Raw genomic sequence first — 19,505 nt, 5'->3', positions numbered from 1 at the left:
GGAAATCCGGTGACGATGCAGGAGCTCACCGCACAGAGAACCCTCGTCAAGTCCCGTCCCGAGTTGTGGGCCGAGCTGTCGGACGTCGGCTCCCTGTGCAAGCACCTGGGGGAGTTCGGCGAGATCAGCATCACCCGTCTGGAGCCCGAGACCACCGTCGCCTGGGAGGGCACCGCCGCGCGCGGCACGGTGGAACTCGAGGCCTCCGGCTGGGGCACCAAGGTCACGCTCAAGGCTGAGCTCGTGGAGGTCGCCGCCCCGGTCGCGGTGCCGGAAGGCGCCGCGGAAGCCGGGGCGGGCGACCCCCGGGCGTCAGCAGAGGCCGAGGCCGTCGCCGAGGCCGTCGCCGAGGCCGTCGCCGCGCCGGAACCCGCCCAAGAGGGCGGCGTGCGGCCTGGTGGGGGAATAGCCCCTACGGGACCACACGCCGATGAGGTTGCGGTGCCCGAGGCCGAGGCCGAGGCCGAGGCCGTCGCCGCGCCCGAGCCCGCCCCCACCCAGCCGCCGGCCCCGGCCAGGAAGCCCGGCTTCTTCGCCCGCCTGTTCGGCCGGAAGGCCGCCCCCGCGGCGGCGCCCGCACCGCCGTCCGGCCCGACGCCCGGCGAGCGCGCGGCGGCCCGCGACGCCGCCCGCGAGCGTGCACGCGCGGCCCGTGCGGCCGCGATGGGGACCACCCCCGAGGCCACGAAGCCGACCGCGGCCGTCCCCGCCACCGCGGCCGTCCCCGTCCCCGCCACCGCGGCCGCGACCGCGACCGCGCCCGCCCCCACCCAGCCGGCTGCGCCCGCCACCGCCGAGGCCCCGCCCCCCGAGCCCTCACCGCTCCGCGCGGTGCCGGACCCCGAGCCCGAGCCGGTCGTCCCGCTCCGCCCCGCCGAGCCCGAGGGCCCGGCCCCCGACGAGGAGCCCGAGCCGCCGCTCGTCGCGACCGCCACCGTCGACGCACCCGCCGACACCGCCACGGCCACCGACGCCACCGCCACCACCGAGCCGGCCCCCGCCAAGCCGCTCGGCGCCGACGAGGTCGTCGCCACCCTCACGGCCGTCCTGGACGACCTCGGCGCCGCCCACCGGCGCCCGTTCACCCACGTCTGACTGCCGCGGCGCCGCCGCCGCCGGCCCTCACACCGGCTCGGCGAGGACCTCGCGGAGCCAGGCGACGACACGCGCGGGCTGCTCGTCGACGATGAAGTGCCCGCAGTCGTCGACCCAGGTGATGCGCACGTCATCGGCGTGGTCCTCGAAGCCGTCCAGCAGGGACGGGTGGATCGCGATGTCGTCCGTCCCGAACAGCATCCGCGTCGGCATGCGCAGCCGCTGTCCCGCGTAGCGGCCGCGGAGGATCGCCGGGACCTCGCGGCGCAGGAACGTCCGGTAGACCTTGGACCCGGCGAGGGCACGGCCCGGCGCGCGGAAGGCGGCGCGGTACTCGGCGACGCCCTCGGCGGTGATCCCCGCCCGGCCCATGATCGTCCACAGCAGGCCGGTCCGGTGGGCCAGCGGGCCGATGACCGGCGCCCCGACGAGCGGCTGGTAGGCGAGCTTGTGCGCGTGCCGCGCGCGGCCCCCGCCGACGGTGAGCCAGACGTGGGAGATGTTGAGCAGCGCAAGCCGGCGGACGCGCTCGGGGGCACGCAGCGCGATGAGCTGCGCGGTCCACCCGCCCCAGTCGTGGCCGACGAGGTCGAACGTCTCGACGCCGAGCGCGTCGAGCAGCGCGAGGACGTCGGACGCGAACTGCTCCTTGTCGTAGCCGTCCGCGGTGATCTCGCTCCAGCCGAAGCCGCGCAGGTCGGGCGCGATCACCCGCCGGCCGTCCGCGGCGAGCGCGGGGATGACGTCGTGCCACAGCCACCAGTGCTCCGGCCAGCCGTGCAGCAGGACGACGACGGGCCCGTCGGCGGGCCCGGCGGTCGCGACATGGAGCCTGACGTCGCCGGCGAGGACGAACGAGTGCTCGACGCCGTCACAGGGCGGATACGCGCGCATGGCGCGGAATCTATCCCGGGTGCATGCCGAGCAGGCCGTCGACAGCCGCCGAGGAGGCGCCGACGACCGGGGCCACCGACGTCGTGACCGCGCCCACCGCCTGCTGGACGGCGGTGGCGGTGGCCTGAACGGCGGGGGCGGGATCGGGAAGCGGCAGCGTGACGGCGGGGGTGACCGGGGTGGCGGGGACGCTCGCGGCAGGCGGCGCGGACGCCGGGCCACTCCCCCGGGCGGGGGACGACGGCGCGGGCGCCGGCGCGGGCGGCGCGGGCGCCGGCGCGCTCGGGTGCGGCGGCGCCGGTGCGGACGTACTCGCCGAGGACGACGTCGCCGCCGGCGCGGCCTCGTCCGCCGCCGGCGCGGCGGGCCGCGACGCCGGAGCGACCACCAAGGGGCCGGTGCCGTGCGCCGACCGCGCGGGGACCTTGACGACGGCCAGGCGGTGGCCGCCCGTCGCACGGACCCGGGACGACGCCCCGCTCGCCGCGTGCCTCGAGGGCGCCACCGGCACGATCCGGCCCGCCGCCCCGAACGGCGTCGCCTCCCGCGCGGGCGTCGCGGCCACCGCCGGACGTCGGGTGGCGAGGCCGGCCCGTCGCGCCGGGGCGGGCGCGATGGCGAGCAGGCCCGCGGTCGCGGTCGCGGTCGCGGCGAGCCCCGCCCCGACGACCGCCTTCGCGGCGACGCCGGAGCCGCCGCCGAGCAGCCCGAGCAGGCGCCCGACGAGCCCGGCGCCGGTCCCGCCCGGGAGCAGCAGCCGCAGGTCGCGCGGGCGCGTGTCGAGCGCGGCCTGGAAGCCCCGGCAGCCGTCGCAGTCACGGAGATGGGCGCGCACGCGGCGGGTGCGGACGAGCGCGTGCTCGTGCGCCGACAGCCACCGCTGCACGGGCTCGCAGTCGAGGGCGCGCCCGGCGTCGCAGTCCTGCAGCGACCGGCGGGCGGCGAAGACGGTCTGCTGCGCGGCGGCCTCGGACACGTCGAGCACCTGCGCGATCTCCCGGTAGGACCGCCCCTCGAGCTCACGCAGCATCAGCGCCTCGCGCTGGCGCGGAGCCAGCGCACGAAGGTCCCCGAGCATCTCCTGCAGGCGGCCGCGGACGGCCGCGACCTCCTCGAGGCTCGGCCCGCCGACGTCCGGCAGGACGTCGGTCGGCACCGCGGCGCCGGCGGTCCCCCGCCGGCGCATGAGCGAGATCGCCTCGTTGTGGGCGATCCGGTGCAGCCACGGCTGCAGCTGCTCGGGGGCGGGCCCGCGGCGGAGCGCCGCCATCGCCTTCAGCATCGCGTTCTGTGCGGCGTCCTCGGCGTCGGCCTCGCTGCGGGTCAGCCCGCGGCAGTACCGCGTCAGCTGCGACATCCAGCGGTCGTAGACCGCGGCGAAGTCCGGCGGGTCGCCCACGCAGCCCTGATCGGCACGACGCGGCGCCGGCACAAGGCCGGCGCCACGCGGCGGACGCATCTCGATCTCAGAGCGAGACATAGCCCGGGAGCGTGAACGTCGGGAACGTCTTGTCGCTCGTGCCGTCGGCGCCGAGGACTTCGGTCGTCGCCCGGAAGACGGCGGCCTGCCCCTCGCTCGGCGCGGGCAGCAGAACCTTCCACGTGCCGGCCTTCGTCGGGACGAAGCGCTTGACGACGACGTCCTTCGAGCACGACTCCGAGCGGCGGATGACGATCTCCTGGCCCGGCGCGAGCGGCCCGGCGATCTTCCCGATCACGCGGAGCATCCGGCCCTTGTGACGGATGCTCGAGATGCGCATGCGGCGGTCGAGCTTCAGCGACAGCGACTTCTTGCCGTCGACGACGGCGAGGTAGCGGGCGTCGTTCGAGTGGCGCATCGCCGCGCTCGGCAGCGGGGCCTTGGCCCGGAAGAAGCCGTCGGGGCGGACGACGGTCGTCGCGACGACCTTGTGCGTGGCCGGGAAGACGATCTGCACCTTCTTGCCGACGTCGCTCGCCGCCGCGGCGCCGAGCAGCGCGACGTGGCCGGCGGTCGGGGCGACGTCGACGAGCGTCACGCCGCGCTTCGCGCACTGGACGGCGAGCTGGCTCGCCGGGGCGACCGGGGACGGGGCGGCCGCTGCGCCGCAGTCCACGCCGAGCGCGGAGACGCGGGCGGCGCCGAGGTCGAGGTCGACGAGCTGCTGCCCGAGGACCGAGACCCGGATGCGCGGGGCGTGCTGGACGAGCGAGGCGCCGGCGCGGTCCTGGCTGCCGGGCGTGATCGAGACGTCGGCCAGCGTCGTCGGGATCTGGATCGGCGGGAGCGCGGCGAGCGCCGCCTTCAGCCCCGTCGCGAGCAACGGGCCGACGACCGGCGTGTCGAAGCTCAGGCCGGCCGGGAGGACGACCTTCGACAGGTCGAGGTCGGCGAGCGAGATCGACGAGCCGTTCAGGACCGGGATCGACCGCGTGACCGGCCCGTCGACGGGCAGCGCCTGACCGAGCGCGCTGGCCCCCGCGAGCTGCGTGATGCCGGAGAGGACGGGCGCGCCCGCCTGGCAGACCGCCGCAGCGGTCGCGCGGACGGCGTCGAGGTGCAGCAGGTCGGCGGCCGGCAGCTGCTGCGCCGCGGCGAGCAGCGCGTTGACGGCGGGCGTCACGTCGATCGGGACGACCGTCGGCAGGGACGGGACGGTGACCGCGCTCGACGTGTCCGCGCTGCGGGTCAGCGGCAGGCCGCCGCCCGGGAGCGCCGGCAGCCCGGGGACGGTCGGGAGCGGGGCGGTCGGCAGCGTCGGCAGCGTGATGCCGCCGGGCAGCGAGACGCCCGCGGGAAGCGTGACCGGGATCGCGTCCAGGCCGGCCGGGAGCGCCACGGCGGGGAGCAGGCCCTTGAGCGCGTCGAGGCCGTTGATGCTCAGCGAGTCCAGGCCGGCGGTGCTCGTGGCGGTCGTCGCGCTCCCGGCGCCCCCGAGGAGCGTCGAGGCGATGCCGCGGGTCCCGAGGACGGGGCCGCTCGCGTCGTCGCTGCGGCACGCGCTGTCGTCACCGGCGGTGAATCCCGGCGACACCACCTGGCCGAGGACGGTGCCGCTCAGCGCGGTCGCGGAGCAGCCGAAGGCGGGGGCGTCGGCCTGAGCGGTCGCGGTCGCCGCGGTCGCCGGGGCGAGGGTCGCCAGGGCGGCGACGAGGACGGTACGGCGGGGCATGGGGAGCCTCCTGGGGTGAAGAGCGGTGGGCATGTCGAGCCCCACACGCACGCCGCCCCCGGAAACCCAGACGCCCTGGACGTCTGTATGAGCGGCCCGCCGACACCCGTCCCGGACGACGCGAAGCGGGACGGCAGGTCACCGCGCGCGGCGGTCAAATAGCATCCGCCCCCGCCATGACCACGCGCCACGAGCCCCGCCAGAAGCCCCCTGCGACGTTCGACGAGAAGGTCGCCCAGCTTGCCGACCTGCGCGAGCAGGCCGCGCACTCCAGCCCTGAGGCCGAGGAGAAGCAGCACGCCAAGGGCAAGTACACCGCGCGCGAGCGGATCGAGAAGCTCCTCGACCCCGGCACGTTCCAGGAGCTCGACACCTTCGTCCGCCACCGCACGCACGACTTCGACATGCAGAAGTCCCGCGCCTGGGGCGACGCGGTCGTCACGGGCTACGGCGAGATCGACGGCCGCAAGGTCTGCGTCTTCAGCCAGGACTTCACGGTCTTCGGCGGCTCCCTCGGCGAGGTCATGTCGGAGAAGATGTGCAAGGTCATGGACCTCGCGGCGAAGATCGGCTGCCCGGTCATCGGCATCAACGACTCGGGCGGCGCCCGCATCCAGGAGGGCGTCGTCTCCCTCGGCGCCTACGGCGACGTCTTCACCCGCAACGTCAACTGCTCGGGCGTCATCCCGCAGATCTCGCTCATCATGGGCCCGTGCGCCGGCGGCGCCGTCTACTCCCCCGCGATCACCGACTTCATCTTCATGGTGAAGGAGACGTCGCACATGTTCATCACCGGCCCCGACGTCATCAAGACGGTCACGGGCGAGGAGGTCGACTTCGAGTCCCTCGGCGGCGCGATGACGCACAACACGAAGTCGGGCGTCGCGCACCTCGCGGCCGACGACGAGGACCAGGTCATCGAGGACACGCGCTTCCTCATGTCCTTCCTCCCGCAGAACAACCTGCAGACCCCGCCGCGCATCGCCCCGAGCGACGACCGCGACCGCATGGACCCCGAGCTCGACGACGCGGTCCCGGACAACCCGAACAAGCCGTACGACATGCGCAACGTCATCCGCTTCACGGTCGACGACGGCGAGTTCTTCGAGATCCACGAGCACTTCGCGAAGAACATCATCTGCGGCTTCAGCCGCCTCGACGGCCACGCGGTCGGCGTCGTCGGCAACCAGCCGGCGCACATGGCGGGCGTCCTCGACATCGACGCCTCTGCCAAGGCCGCGCGCTTCGTCCGCACCTGCGACGCGTTCAACATCCCGATCATCATGTTCACCGACGTGCCCGGCTTCCTGCCCGGCACCTCGCAGGAGTGGGGCGGCATCATCCGCCACGGCGCCAAGCTGCTCTACGCGATCACCGAGGCGACGGTCCCGAAGATCACCGTCATCACGCGCAAGGCCTACGGCGGCGCGTACGACGTCATGGGCTCCAAGCACCTCGGGATGGACTTCAACTTCGCCTGGCCCCAGGCCGAGGTCGCCGTCATGGGCGCCGAGGGCGCGGTGAACATCATCTACCGCCGCGACATCGCCGGCTCGCCGACCCCCGACGAGCGCCGCGCGAAGCTCATGGACGACTACAAGGCCCGCTTCGCGAACCCGTACGTCGCCGCCGAGCGCGGCTACATCGACGACGTGATCCTCCCCCACGAGACGCGTCCGAAGCTCATCGGCGCCCTCGAGATGCTGCTCACCAAGCGCGAGCCGGGCCCCAAGCGCAAGCACGGCAACATCCCGCTCTAGCGCGTCGCGGTCGTGCCGCTGCGGAGCGGCACCGACGCCCGCCCCGACCCATCGTTGGCCAGGGGCGCGTCGCACATCCGTCCGCGACCGCCCCATCCCGCCACCGCGTGTGCTGGAGCGGATAGCGTCGGCGTGTCCTCACGCCGTCCCTGTCCCGCTCCCCGCTGGAGGTCACCCGATGTCCGACCCGCACGCGCAGCCGCTCACCCGGCGCCGCTTCCTCACCGGTGCCGCCGCCGGTGCCGGCGCCATCATCCTCGCGCCGCAGACCGCCGCGCTCGGCCTGACGCGCTCCAGGCCCGCCGGCCTCTACCGCGGCGGGCGCTTCGCCGAGGGGGTCATCGCGGGCGACCCGAGCGCGTCCGGGGTCACGCTGTGGACGCGGCTCGACGGCGTCGAGGGCGCGGGCCGGGTCGAGCTCGAGATCGCGACGGACGAGGGCTTCCGCAAGGTCGTGCAGCGGACGGCGATCGCGACGAGCGCGAAGATCGACCACGCGGTGAAGGCGCGCGTCGGGAGGCTCAAGCCGTACGAGGAGTACTACTACCGCTTCGCGACGAGGACGGCGGAGTCGCACGTCGGCCGCTTCCGGACCGCGCCGCCGGCCGGCTCCAAGCAGCCGGTGAGCTTCGCGTTCTTCTCCTGCCAGGACTACTCGCATGGCTACTACAACGCGCACGAGGTGCTCGCGAAGGGCGACTACGACTTCGTCGTGTGCCTCGGCGACTACATCTACGCCGAGACCTACCACGCGGTCGGCCACGACAAGAGCGGCCTGAAGACCGGCGTCCGCAACGACCCGATCGGCCGGCCCGGGCCGAACAAGGGCATCGTGCGTGAGGCGCTGACGCTCCAGGACTACCGCGACAAGTACAAGCTCTACCGCTCGGACACGTCGCTGCAGAAGGTCCACGCGAAGTTCCCGATGGTCATGTTGTGGGACGACCACGAGGTGCAGGACAACTACGCGGGCAAGCCGGCCGACGGCGGCCTGCCGCCGGTCAAGCGCTTCTCGGCGAAGCGCAAGAAGGCGGCCTACCAGGCGTTCTTCGAGTCGATGCCGGCCTTCGCGGGGGCGAAGGGCGACCGCCTGTACCGCTCGCTGACCTTCGGCGACACCGTCGAGCTCATCGTCATGGACCAGCGCCGCTACCGCGCCGACCAGCCGTGCGGTGACGCGGTCGCCCCGGCCTGCGCGGACTACAACCAGCCGCGCGACTTCCTCGGGCGCACGCAGATGGACTGGGTCAAGCAGCGGCTCGCCGCCTCCAAGGCGACGTGGAAGATCCTCGCCAACGAGGTGACGATCATGCCGACGAAGGTCCTTGGCGACTCGTTCTACGGCTTCGACTCGTGGCAGGGCTACCCGCAGGAGCGGACCGAGCTCCTCACCCACATCCAGTCCAAGGCGATCAAGGACGTCGTCTTCGTCACCGGGGACATCCACACGTTCATCACCGGCGACGTCCGGGTCGCGGAGGACTCGAAGACGGCGGCGGACTCCGTCGCCGTCGAGTTCGTCGCCGGGTCGATCACCTCGCAGGGCCTCGGCGAGACCGACCTCGACGCCGGCGGCGGCGTGAAGATCCCGGGCAACGATGCGAACCCGGCGACGCCGAGCGCGATCATCGACGCGCTGCGCGCCGTCAACCCGTGGGTCGACCAGGCCGACTTCGACCACCACGGCTTCGGCGCGATGAAGGCGTCCGGCAGCGGCCTGCGCTGCGAGCTCGTCCGGCTGCAGACGATCAAGCGGAAGTCGACGGCGCTCCTCCCGTCGGCGACCTTCACGTACGACCTGAAGCCCGGTCAGACCTCGGTGAAGGGCGTGCACGGCCCGGCGGCCTGACCGCGCGGGACAGCGGTGGGAGTGAGGTCGCTCGGGACCATGGTGCGAGATGCGGCCGTGAGCTGCATCTCGCGGCACGGGGGGTCCGGGCTAGTGGCCCACGATCCGGTCGACCATCCGCGAGGTGGCGGTCCGCAGCGGCTGGCCGACGAGGTACAGGCCGTGGCGGGCGACGCCCCAGCCCTGGCGGACGACGAGCTCGGCCGCGGTCGGCTCGAAGCGGCGGTGCAGGTGCGCGGCGAGGTCGTCGCGCAGGTGGCGATGGTCGCTGGGCGAGAGCAGCAGCCGCTCGCGCGCGGGCAGCGTCCCCTCCCAGAACAGGCCCTGCCGCTCGTCGGCGACGGTCATCCGCTCCTGCCAGCGCTGCGAGATCCGCAGCGACCAGTCGTGGTGGATGTCGTGGGCCTTGTGGACGAAGACGAGCTCGCCGCCCTCCATCTGCACGAACCAGCGGCGGTGCGCGTAGCCCAGGTGCTGCCCGCCGGCGTCGTCTCCCTCGTGCTGGAGCAGCTCGGAGACGATCGTCGGCACCTCGACGTACCCGGACTTCGCCACCCGGGAGAGCTCGCTGCAGACCCAGATCGGGTCGCGCAGGTCGGCGAGGGTCATGACGCACACGGCGACGTCGAACTGCTCGTCGCGAAAGGGCCAGGGCGTGCGGTCGCACGCGTCGCGCGTGACCCACGTACGCGAGGTGAACCGCTCGCGCACCTCCCCGTGGCTGCCATCGGGGCCGCGCGTGTCGTACGGCTGCGCGTCGAGCACCCAGTCGGCCCGGTTCAGCGGCGCGCCCCAGCCGCCGACGTCGAGCACGAGCGCGTCGTCGGGGACCGTTGTCTCGAGGCGTTCAAGGGCGGCCGGCAGCATCGGTGTCCCAGCGTATCCCGCCGGCGGCCCGGGCACCCCGGTGCCGGGCCGGGGGACGGGCACCGCGCGGAGCACCCCGCGCTGACCCAGGACCTACAGGCGAATGCGGCCCACCTGCTCGGCCTCGTCGACGAGCTGCTGCTCGACGCGACGGGCGGGGCGATGCTCGTCGGCTGACGGCGGCGCCGCCGCATGACCCGGTCAGAGGCGCACGGTCTGCGCCTGCACGCCGCCGGCGCGGTGGACCTCGAGCGCCGCGGCGGCGATCGCAAGGTCCTGGATGGCCAGGCCGGTCGAGTCGAAGAGCGTCACGGCCTCCGGCCCCGGACGGCCCACGGCCTCCCCGGCGAGGACGGCGCCGAGGTCCGTCACCTGCTCGCGGGTGACCATCCCCGCCTCGACGACCCCGGTGAGCTCGCCGCCGTGCGACGCCTGGGCCCACTCGTCGCAGAAGAGCGCGCAGGAGGCGACGGCGCCGAGCGACGCCTCGGCCTTGCCGGGCCCGTCCGCCCCGAGCATGTTCAGGTGCATGCCGGGCCGCAGGTCGCCCGCGTCGACGACGACCTCGAAGCCCGGCGTCACGCAGCAGACGACGTCGCACGCGAGCGCCTCGGCGCGGGTCCCGGCGGTCCACCCGAGCTCGGCGGCGAGCGCCTCCGCCACCTCGTCCCGCGGGTCCGTGCAGACGCCGGGACCGTAGCCGGCGGTCTGCAGGCAGCGGGCGGCCCAGGCGCCGTGCTCGCCGCAGCCGATGAGGCCGACGGTGCTCGCACCCTCTCGAGCCAGGGCCTGCGCGGCGATCGCGGCGACGGCGCCCGTGCGCAGCGCCGTGACCGCGCCGGCCTCGAGCATCATCAGCGGGGCGCTCGTCTCGGCGTCGTTGACGATGACGACGCCCATGACGGTCGGGAGCCCGCGGGCCGCGTTCGACGGCCACGAGGAGATCCACTTGAGCATCGCGAGGTCGCCCCCACGGGCGGGCATCGCGCGGAAGTCGCCGTGCGGCGGGGCCTGGAGGTAGACCTTGCTCGGCATCACCCACTCCCCGCGGTGGTGGGCGAGGAAGGCCTCGCGGACCGCGTCGATGGCGGCGGCGGGGCTGACCGCGGCGAGCACGGCCGCGCGGTCCAGGACGATGAGCTCGGGCACGGCGTGGCATGATGCCGGATGCATGCCGAACCGTCGCCCCCAGCTCGAGATGGTCGTGAGCACGGCCGCCACCGACGCCGAAGCCGCCGCGGTCCTCGCCGCGGTCGAGCAGTTCCTGCGCGAGACCATGCCGGCGGCCGCTCCGGCCGAGGAGCGGCAGGATCCGTGGCTGCGTGCCGCCCTGCTCGAGCAGACCGGGCGCGAGCCCGACGGCCCCACCGAGTGGGGCGACGCGCACCCCTGGTAGCGGCGACTGACAGCTGACGCAGATGAGTCCTGCGTGAGCTGACGGTCACGGCCGCCTCCCGCGGTCTCAGCCGACTCCCAGCGCCGTCCCACGGGACGCCCAGCGCGGCCGCCGATCCTCCTCGTGTCACCCCGACCCAAGGAGCATTCCCATGCAGTCGAAGTTCACGATGCGCGCCACGGCCATCGGCGCCGTGTGCGCCCTCGCCGGCGCCGGTGCCGGCATCGCCGGAGCGGGCGCCGCCACGAAGTCGCCGACCAGGAGCGCCGGGACGACGAACGGCGCGATGAGCATCCCGCGCGACGGTGGTCCCCGCGGCGGCCACGATCGTGCCGTCCACGCGGTCGAGACCGTCCTGAACAAGGCGGGCACCGCGTACATCTCCGAGACCGAGGACAACGGCACGGTGAAGTCGGTCTCCGGCAGCGACGTAACGATCACCGAGGGCACGACGGCGGTGCCGTACCAGGACGTCACGGTGACGATCCCGTCCGGCGCGACGATCCAGCGCAACGGCAGCTCCGCGACGGTGGCGGACCTGAAGGCCGGCGACGACATCCACGTCTCGGTCTCCGACGACGGCACGACCGTCTTCGCGCACGACAGCACCTTCAGGCCTGCCGGCGGCCCTGGCGGCCCTGGCGGCCACCGGGGCCCGGGCGGCCCCGGCCGCGGCGCGCCCCCGGCGTCCCCCTCGCCGGCCCCGTCCTCCTCCACCACGACCGGCTGACCCCGGCGGACACCCGGGCGGCGGCGAGCGACATCTCGCCGCCGCCCACCGCCGTCCTCGACCCCTCTCGGAGCCCGCTTAGCCGAAGCCTGATCGGCTTTCCTACCATTTCGGTGCGGAAAACACCTTAATCCGAGTCGGATTTCCCGCTATTGTTCCGGCCATGAGCGTTACTGGCCGCGGCTCCCTGAGCGACCCCGAGATCTACGAGAACGTCCCGGGACACGTCATCCCGATCCTCGAGCACGAGTTCGACGACTTCGAGAACGAAGCCGCGAAGTTCCTCGACGGCGAGACCCCCGAGACCGACTTCATCGGCTTCCGCCTGAAGCAGGGCGTGTACGGGCAGCGTCAGCCGAACGTGAACATGGTCCGCATCAAGCTGCCCTTCGGCGGCGTGACGCCGGACCAGATGGACGCCTTCGCCGACGTCGTCGAGGAGTTCGCCCCGCTGAACAAGGGCCACATCACGACGCGCCAGAACATCCAGATCCACCACGTGCCGCTCGCGCAGATGGCGAAGCTCATCCGCAAGCTGTCCGCGGCGAAGCTGTCCAGCCGCGAAGGCTGCGGCAACACCGTCCGCAACGTCACGGGCGATCCGTTCGCCGGCGTCTGCCCCGACGAGATCTTCGACCCGACCGCGTACGCCGGCGCCTACGTCCGCTACTTCGTGCGCCACCCGACGACGCAGCTCATGCCGCGCAAGATCAAGACGGCGTTCGACGGCTCGCCGACGAAGGACCGCTCGATCACGAAGATCCACGACATCGCGTTCCTGTCGAAGATCTCAGGCGGGAAGAAGGGCTTCGAGATCGTCGTCGGCGGCGGCACCTCGATCATGCCGCGCGTCGCGCCGGTCCTCTGGGACTTCGCCGAGGCCGACAACGGCGACTACCTCAAGGTCGCCGAGGCCATCCTCCGCGTGTACAACGACCAGGACTGGCTGCGCCCGAACCGTGCCCGTGCCCGCATCAAGGTCCTCGTCGACCGCGACGGCATCGACGCCGTCCGCGAGATGGTCGTCGAGGAGCTCAAGGGCGACTGGGTGAACGAGCGCGACTTCTCGATCGACGAGAAGCTGTTCGTCATCGACGAGGAGGCGCAGGCTCGGGCGGGCGGGTCCCCCACGGCGACGGTCTCCTCCCCGAACGGCGACGCCGCCGGCTACGAGGCGTTCTGCGAGTACAACGTCCAGGCGCAGCGCCAGGAGGGCTTCTCGACCGTCGAGGCCAAGATCGACCGTGGCGACCTGACGCCCGACGAGTTCCGTGCGCTCGGCCAGCTCATGCGCGACTACAGCGGCGGGTTCGCGCGCACGACGGTGCAGCAGAACCTCGTCTTCCGCTGGGTCCGCAACGAGTCGGTCTACGCGCTGTGGCGCGAGCTGAAGGCGCTCGGCTTCGGCGACCCCGGCGTCCGCACGATCACCGACGTCGTCTCCTGCCCCGGCACCGACAGCTGCAAGATGGGCATCACGAGCTCGATGGGCCTCAACCGCGCGGTCAAGGAGCGCGTCGAGTCCCTGAACCTCACCGACAAGCTCACGCGCGAGATCAAGATCAAGATGTCCGGCTGCCCGAACGGCTGCTCGCAGCACCACATCGCGAACATCGGGTTCTACGGCGCGTCGATCAAGGTCGGCGAGCACACGATCCCGGCGTACGTGGCGCACATCGGCGGCGTCTACGAGAACGGCGTCGTGAAGTACGGCACCCGCCTGAAGGTCCGCATGCCCGCGAAGAAGGTCCCGGACATCGTCGAGGCGTGGATCAAGCTCTACGAGTCCGAGCGCGAGGACGGCGAGGCGTTCAACGACTTCGCGCTGCGCGTCGGCACGAAGGCGTTCGAGGACGTCGCCAGGCCGCTCGCGGCCCCGGCCGCCTTCGGCCTGGACACGATGAACGAGTTCATCGACTGGACGAAGGACGTCCCCTTCGTCGTCGCCCGCGGCGAGGGCGAGTGCGCCGTCTAGCCGGCGTCGCCTCCCGACCCGTACGCCGACCATGACCACCACCTCCCTCACCGAAGAGCTCGAGCAGACGCTCGCGAAGGCCGTCACCCACGAGCCGCTCGTCTTCCTGTGCTCGTTCCAGAAGGAGGAGACGGTCATCCTCGACGAGCTCGCGCGGGCGGATGCGCTCGACCGCGTCCGGGTCGTCACGATCGACACCGGCGTCCTCTTCCCCGAGACGCTCGCGACCTGGAAGCGCTTCGAGGACCACTTCGGCGTCGACATCGCCGTGGAGGACGCGTCGTCCGGCGGGGCGCCGTGGAACGGCCCGGAGCACTGCTGCGGCGCGGAGAAGGTCGCCGCGCTCGAGCGGTCGCTCGACGGTGCGCAGGCGTGGATCACGGGCATCCGCCGCGAGCAGTCCGAGACCCGGGCCGGCGCCCAGCTCATCGAGTGGGACCAGCGCCGCGACATGTGGAAGTACAACCCGCTCGCCGCGTGGACCGAGAAGGACCTGTGGGCGCGGATCCTCGACCGCGAGCTGCCGTACCACCCGCTGCACGACGAGGGCTACTCGTCGATCGGCTGCGCGCCGTGCACCCTCCCCGGCTCCGGCCGCGAGGGTCGCTGGGCGGGCACGGAGAAGACCGAGTGCGGCCTGCACGTCGAAGTCGTGGAGCCGGCCTCCTAGCCCATGCACCTCGACCTGCTCGTCATCTCCTTCGGCCTCGGGGTCGGGATCCTCGTCGGCCTGACGGGGATCGGCGGCGGGTCGCTCATGACGCCGCTGCTCATCCTCTTCGCCGGGGTGCAGCCGGTCGTCGCGATCGGCACCGACCTCGCGTACGGCGCGGTGACGAAGACGCTCGGCGGCTGGCGGCACCTGAAGAAGGGGACCGTCGACCTCGGGGTCTCCAAGTGGCTCGCCGTCGGCTCCGTGCCGGGGTCGCTCGTGGGCGTCGCGCTCGTCGACTGGCTGCACCACCGCTACGGCAAGGGCTTCGACGACGTCCTCCTCTACGCGATCGCCGGCGCGCTCGTCATCGTTGCGGTGACGACGCTCACCCGCGCGCTGTTCATGCCGAAGCTCGTCGCCCGCGAGCAGCACAGCGTCGAGATCACCTCGCGCGTGAAGCTCGGCGCCTCGTCGATGGGCTTCGTCCTCGGCCTGCTCGTCGGCATGACGTCGGTCGGCTCGGGCGCGCTCATCGGGCTCGTCCTCATCCTCGTCTTCCGCCTGACCCCGCACCGCGTCGTCGGCACCGACGTCTTCCATGCGGCGATCCTGCTGTGGGGGGCCGGCATCGCCCACTGGGTCACCGGCACCGTCGACTTCGTCCTGATGGCGAACATCCTCATCGGGTCGTTGCCCGGCGTGCTCATCGGGACGCACCTCATCACGAAGGTGCCGGCCGCCGGGCTGCGCCCCGCGCTCGGCTGCGTCCTCGTCGGCTCCGCGCTCGGCGTCCTGAGCAAGGCCGGCGTCGACCTCCCCAAGGCCGCTATCCCTGGTGTCCCCGCCCTCATCGGCCTCGTCGCCTTCTTCGTCCACCGCGCGCGCCCGTCCGTCTCGGCCCCTGCCCCCCGCCCCGCCCCCGAACCCCGTCCGGAGGTCGCACCGGCGTGAGCGCGAACACCTTCGCCCGGGAGGCTCGGATTCCGTCGACGCCGTCGGCAGCACGAAAGGCATCACCGTGAGCACCATCGAAGACCCCACCGCAGGCCCGCTGCAGCTGAGCCACCTCCGCGTGCTCGAGGCGGAGGCGATCCACATCATGCGCGAGGTCGCGGCCGAGCTCGAGCGGCCGGTCCTGCTCTTCTCCGGCGGCAAGGACTCGATCGTCCTGCTGCGCCTGGCCGAGAAGGCGTTCCGTCCCGGGCGGTTCCCCTTCCCGCTCATGCACGTCGACACCGGGCACAACTTCCCCGAGGTCATCGAGTTCCGCGACCGCCGCGTCGCCGAGCTCGGCGAGCGGCTCATCGTCGCGTCCGTGCAGGAGACCATCGACAAGGGCCGGGTCGCCGAGGAGACGGGGCCGCGCGCCTCGCGCAACCGCCTGCAGACGACGACGCTGCTCGACGCCATCGAGGAGCACTGCTTCGACGCGGCCTTCGGCGGCGCCCGCCGCGACGAGGAGCGCGCCCGCGCGAAGGAGCGCATCTTCTCCTTCCGCGACGACTTCGGCGGCTGGGATCCGAAGAACCAGCGCCCCGAGCTGTGGTCGCTCTACAACGGCCGCGTCCGTCGCGGCGAGTCCGTGCGCGTCTTCCCGCTCTCCAACTGGACCGAGCTCGACGTCTGGCAGTACATCGCCGAGGAGGACCTCGAGGTGCCGAACATCTACTTCGCGCACGAGCGCGAGGTGTTCAAGCGCGACGGGATGCTGTACGCGACGAGCGACCACATGGAGCTCATGGACGGCGAGGAGCCGTTCGTCACCTCCGTGCGTTACCGGACCGTCGGCGACATGTCGTGCACCGGCGCCGTGGCGTCGACCGCCGCGGACCTCGAGACCGTCGTCGGCGAGATCGCGGCGACGCGCATCACCGAGCGCGGCGAGACGCGTGCGGACGACCGCGTCACCGAGGCCGCCATGGAGGACCGCAAGGTCGCGGGTTACTTCTAGGCGATGGGCGAGCACGGCACCATGACCACCATCGAGACCTCCCTGCTGCGGATCGCCACCGCCGGCTCCGTCGACGACGGCAAGTCCACCCTCATCGGGCGGCTGCTCTACGACTCCAAGGCGATCCTCGCCGACCAGCTCGAGCAGGTGCAGGAGGCGAGCGAGCGCCGTTCCGGGGAGGGCGGCCTGGACCTCTCGCTGCTCACCGACGGCCTCCGCGCCGAGCGCGAGCAGGGCATCACGATCGACGTCGCCTACCGCTACTTCCAGACCGCGCGGCGCAAGTTCGTCCTCGCCGACACGCCCGGCCACGTGCAGTACACGCGCAACATGGTCACCGGCGCGTCGACGGCGGACGTCGCGATCATCCTCATCGACGCGCGCCACGGCGTCGTCGAGCAGACCCGCCGCCACACGTTCATCGCCTCGCTGCTCGGCATCCCGCACCTCGCGGTCTGCGTGAACAAGATGGACCTCGTCGGGTACGCCGAGGACATCTTCGACGGCATCGTGCGGGACTTCTGCGCCGTCGCCCGCGGGCTCGGCATCAACGACGTGCAGTTCTTCCCGATCAGCGCGAAGCTCGGCGACAACGTCGTCGACGGCTCCGCGTCGATGGACTGGTACTCCGGCGTGCCGCTGCTCGAGCACCTCGAGACGCTCTCGCTCGCCGACGACCCGGCCGGGCACGACGCGCGCTTCCCGGTCCAGTGGGTCATCCGCGACCACGACGCCGACTACCGCGGCTACGCCGGCACCGTCGCCGGTGGCGAGCTCCGCCCCGGGGATCCCGTCGTCGTCCTCCCGAGCGGCGTGCGCACGACGATCGCGGCGGTCGAGACGCTCGACGGCGAGCTCGAGGTCGCCGTCGCGCCCATGTCCGTCACGGTGCGACTGGCCGACAACGTCGACGCGTCGCGTGGCGACCTCATCGCACCGGATCCCGCCGTCGCCGGCGAGGCCGGTGGCGTGCCGCCGGTCGTCTCCCGCGAGATCACCGCCGACGTGTGCTGGATGGCGGGTGCCGAGCTGCGCCCCGGCGCCCGGCTCGCGCTCAAGCACACGACGTCGTCCGTGCGGGCGATCGTCGACGCGCTGGAGGACGTCATCGACATCACGACGCTGGAGCGGGTCGCCGCGCCGGAGTCGCTCGCGCTGAACGACATCGGGCGCGTTCGGCTGCGGGTGTCGCGCGAGCTCGCGGTCGACCCGTACGAGCGCAACCGCACCACCGGCTCGTTCATCCTGATCGACGAAGCGACGAACGAGACCGTGGGCGCGGGGATGGTGCGGTAGCGCCGCCCGACCCCCGGGTAACGCTCGTTCCGTAGGCAGACCGCGCGCTCGCGCGCGTGGATATAGCCTTCCCGGCCTATGTTCAGCAAGATCCTCATCGCCAACCGTGGCGAGATCGCCATCCGTGTCGCGCGCGCGTGCAAGGAGATGGGCATCCCGTCGGTCGCGGTCTACTCCGAGACCGACCGCAACGCCCTCCACCCGACGAAGACCGACGAGGCCTTCTTCATCGGTGAGGGCCCGGCCGCGGACAACTACCTCAACGTCGAGAAGATCATCGCGGTCGCCAAGGAGTGCGGCGCGGACGCGATCCACCCGGGCTACGGCTTCCTCGCCGAGAACGCGCCGTTCGCCCGCGCGTGCGACGAGGCGGGCATCACGTTCATCGGGCCGCCCGCGAGCGCGATCGACGCGATGGGCTCCAAGACGAAGGCCCGCGAGCTCATGCAGGCCGCTGGCGTCCCGATCGTCCCGGGCACGACCGAGGCCGTCGACACGTACGAGGACGCGCTGCGGATCGCGAACGACGAGATCGGGTTCCCCGTCGCGGTGAAGGCGGCGTCCGGCGGCGGCGGCAAGGGCTTCCGCGTCGCGCTGACCGAGGACAAGCTGAAGGACGCCTTCGAGGGCGCCTCGCGCGAGGGCGAGAAGTTCTTCTCCGACGGCACCGTCTACCTCGAGCGCTACCTGCCCGAGCCGCGCCACGTCGAGATCCAGATCCTCGCCGACAAGCACGGCAACTGCATCCATCTCGGCGAGCGCGACTGCTCGATCCAGCGCCGCCACCAGAAGCTCATCGAGGAGTCGCCGGCCCCCGAGTGGATCGTCGACGAGGAGATGCGCCAGCGCATCGGCAAGATCGGCATCGACGCCGCGAAGGCGGTCGACTACGTCGGCGCCGGCACGATCGAGGGCATGCTCCAGGGCGACGAGTACTTCTTCCTCGAGATGAACACCCGCGTCCAGGTCGAGCACTGCGTGACCGAGATGACGACGGGCATCGACATCGTCAAGCAGGGCATCAAGGCCGCCGCGGGCGAGCCGCTCGACTACAAACAGGAGGACATCGTCCTCCGCGGGCACGCGATCGAGTGCCGCATCAACGCCGAGAGCGCGGCGCGCAACTTCGCGCCGGCCCCCGGCCCCATCGGCCACTACAAGGAGCCGTCCGGCCCCGGCGTGCGCGTCGACTCCGGCGTGCAGGCCTACGGCGAGGTCTCGCCGATGTACGACCCGATGGTCTCCAAGCTCATCGTCTGGGACGCGGACCGCGCGTCGGCGACGCAGCGGATGCTCCGCGCGCTCGACGAGTACGAGATCGAGGGCCTCGAGACGCTCATCCCGTTCCACAAGGCGCTGCTGAGCACCGACGACTGGGCGAAGGGCTCGATCTGCAAGGACCTCGTCGAAGACAAGGAGTGGCTGAAGTCGACCGCGCCCGAGAAGGTCGAGCGGTTCGAGAAGGACGACGAGGACGAGAAGGTCACGAAGGACTACTTCGTCGAGGTCAACGGCAAGCGCTTCGACGTCAAGGTCACCGGCGAGGCGTTCTCCGGCGCGGTGGCGGCCGGTCCGGCCCCCAAGGGCGGCGGCACGAAGAAGCGCGGCGAGCGCAAGAAGGCCGCCGGCGGCGGCCCCGACCTGCTCGAGTCCCCCCTCCAGGGCAACATGTGGAAGGTCCTCGCCAAGCAGGGCGACGAGGTCACCGAGGGTCAGCTCATCTGCATCATCGAGGCGATGAAGATGGAGAACGAGATCACCGCCCACAAGGCCGGCACGATCTCCGAGCTCATGATCGAGGAAGGCGCCCCGATCAACGCGGGCGCCCCCATCGCGATGATCACGGCGGCGGCCGCCGAGGCCCCCGCCGAGTAGGACGTCCTGG

Annotated in this window: 16 protein-coding genes; 11 read left to right on the top strand and 5 right to left on the bottom strand. The window is 72.5% G+C overall.

Annotated features, from left to right (window positions below; all coding sequences use genetic code 11):
* The first annotated feature begins 9 nt into the window (after nt 1–9).
* The gene (locus NBH00_RS02020; protein WP_254571687.1) at nt 10–1,095 is read left to right on the top strand and encodes a hypothetical protein; all 1,086 of its coding nucleotides are present in this window, start codon (nt 10–12) and stop codon (nt 1,093–1,095) included.
* A 27-nt stretch (nt 1,096–1,122) separates the two neighbouring features.
* Here NBH00_RS02020 and NBH00_RS02015 read toward each other — a convergent pair whose 3' ends face one another.
* The 3 genes from NBH00_RS02015 to NBH00_RS02005 form a co-directional block, all read right to left on the bottom strand.
* Entirely contained in the window at nt 1,123–1,989 is an 867-nt protein-coding gene (locus NBH00_RS02015; protein ID WP_254571686.1) for an alpha/beta fold hydrolase, read from the bottom strand.
* A 10-nt stretch (nt 1,990–1,999) separates the two neighbouring features.
* Nucleotides 2,000–3,388 carry an RNA polymerase sigma factor gene (locus NBH00_RS02010; protein WP_254571685.1) on the bottom strand — a complete coding sequence of 463 codons (1,389 nt, stop codon included), beginning with the start codon at nt 3,386–3,388 and terminating at the stop codon, nt 2,000–2,002.
* 67 nt (nt 3,389–3,455) lie between these two features.
* Entirely contained in the window at nt 3,456–5,141 is a 1,686-nt protein-coding gene (locus NBH00_RS02005) for an excinuclease ABC subunit UvrC (protein WP_254571684.1), read from the bottom strand.
* Between the two features lie 176 nt (nt 5,142–5,317).
* On the opposite strand from NBH00_RS02005, the gene NBH00_RS02000 reads away from it, so the two are divergent.
* Nucleotides 5,318–6,901 carry an acyl-CoA carboxylase subunit beta gene (locus tag NBH00_RS02000; protein ID WP_254571683.1) on the top strand — a complete coding sequence of 528 codons (1,584 nt, stop codon included), beginning with the start codon at nt 5,318–5,320 and terminating at the stop codon, nt 6,899–6,901.
* A 178-nt stretch (nt 6,902–7,079) separates the two neighbouring features.
* Complete coding sequence (locus tag NBH00_RS01995; protein ID WP_254571682.1) at nt 7,080–8,750, top strand: alkaline phosphatase D family protein; 1,671 nt, start codon at nt 7,080–7,082, stop codon at nt 8,748–8,750.
* 90 nt (nt 8,751–8,840) lie between these two features.
* Here NBH00_RS01995 and NBH00_RS01990 read toward each other — a convergent pair whose 3' ends face one another.
* Both NBH00_RS01990 and NBH00_RS01985 read right to left on the bottom strand, forming a co-directional pair.
* Nucleotides 8,841–9,617, bottom strand: coding sequence for a class I SAM-dependent methyltransferase (locus NBH00_RS01990; protein ID WP_254571681.1), 777 nt, complete (start codon nt 9,615–9,617; stop codon nt 8,841–8,843).
* 201 nt (nt 9,618–9,818) lie between these two features.
* Nucleotides 9,819–10,766, bottom strand: a complete 948-nt coding sequence (locus NBH00_RS01985; RefSeq protein ID WP_254571680.1) for an ornithine cyclodeaminase family protein — start codon at nt 10,764–10,766, stop codon at nt 9,819–9,821.
* Nucleotides 10,767–10,788: 22 nt separating this feature from the next.
* Between NBH00_RS01985 and NBH00_RS01980 the strand changes: the two genes are divergently transcribed.
* From NBH00_RS01980 to NBH00_RS01945, 8 genes are all read left to right on the top strand, one after another.
* A complete protein-coding gene (locus NBH00_RS01980; protein WP_254571679.1) occupies nt 10,789–11,013 on the top strand; it encodes a DUF8022 family protein in 225 nt (74 codons plus the stop codon).
* Between the two features lie 151 nt (nt 11,014–11,164).
* A complete protein-coding gene (locus tag NBH00_RS01975) occupies nt 11,165–11,743 on the top strand; it encodes a hypothetical protein (protein ID WP_254571678.1) in 579 nt (192 codons plus the stop codon).
* Between the two features lie 163 nt (nt 11,744–11,906).
* Nucleotides 11,907–13,718, top strand: a complete 1,812-nt coding sequence (locus NBH00_RS01970; protein WP_254571677.1) for a nitrite/sulfite reductase — start codon at nt 11,907–11,909, stop codon at nt 13,716–13,718.
* Nucleotides 13,719–13,749: 31 nt separating this feature from the next.
* The gene (locus NBH00_RS01965) at nt 13,750–14,388 is read left to right on the top strand and encodes a phosphoadenylyl-sulfate reductase (protein WP_254571676.1); all 639 of its coding nucleotides are present in this window, start codon (nt 13,750–13,752) and stop codon (nt 14,386–14,388) included.
* Between the two features lie 3 nt (nt 14,389–14,391).
* Nucleotides 14,392–15,324, top strand: coding sequence for a sulfite exporter TauE/SafE family protein (locus NBH00_RS01960; protein ID WP_254571675.1), 933 nt, complete (start codon nt 14,392–14,394; stop codon nt 15,322–15,324).
* Between the two features lie 67 nt (nt 15,325–15,391).
* Nucleotides 15,392–16,324: a sulfate adenylyltransferase subunit CysD gene (gene cysD / locus NBH00_RS01955; RefSeq protein WP_254571674.1), complete on the top strand. Its 933-nt coding sequence runs from the start codon at nt 15,392–15,394 to the stop codon at nt 16,322–16,324.
* Nucleotides 16,325–16,345: 21 nt separating this feature from the next.
* Nucleotides 16,346–17,620 carry a sulfate adenylyltransferase subunit 1 gene (locus NBH00_RS01950; RefSeq protein WP_254571673.1) on the top strand — a complete coding sequence of 425 codons (1,275 nt, stop codon included), beginning with the start codon at nt 16,346–16,348 and terminating at the stop codon, nt 17,618–17,620.
* A 78-nt stretch (nt 17,621–17,698) separates the two neighbouring features.
* Nucleotides 17,699–19,495 (top strand): acetyl-CoA carboxylase biotin carboxylase subunit, encoded by a 1,797-nt coding sequence (locus NBH00_RS01945; RefSeq protein WP_254571672.1) that lies wholly within the window; start codon nt 17,699–17,701, stop codon nt 19,493–19,495.
* Nucleotides 19,496–19,505: the final 10 nt, after the last annotated feature.

It is taken from the genome of Paraconexibacter antarcticus (genome assembly GCF_024220175.1).
In the GTDB taxonomy this organism is placed as follows: domain Bacteria; phylum Actinomycetota; class Thermoleophilia; order Solirubrobacterales; family Solirubrobacteraceae; genus Paraconexibacter; species Paraconexibacter antarcticus.
This window is presented reverse-complemented; position numbering and strand designations above follow the sequence as displayed.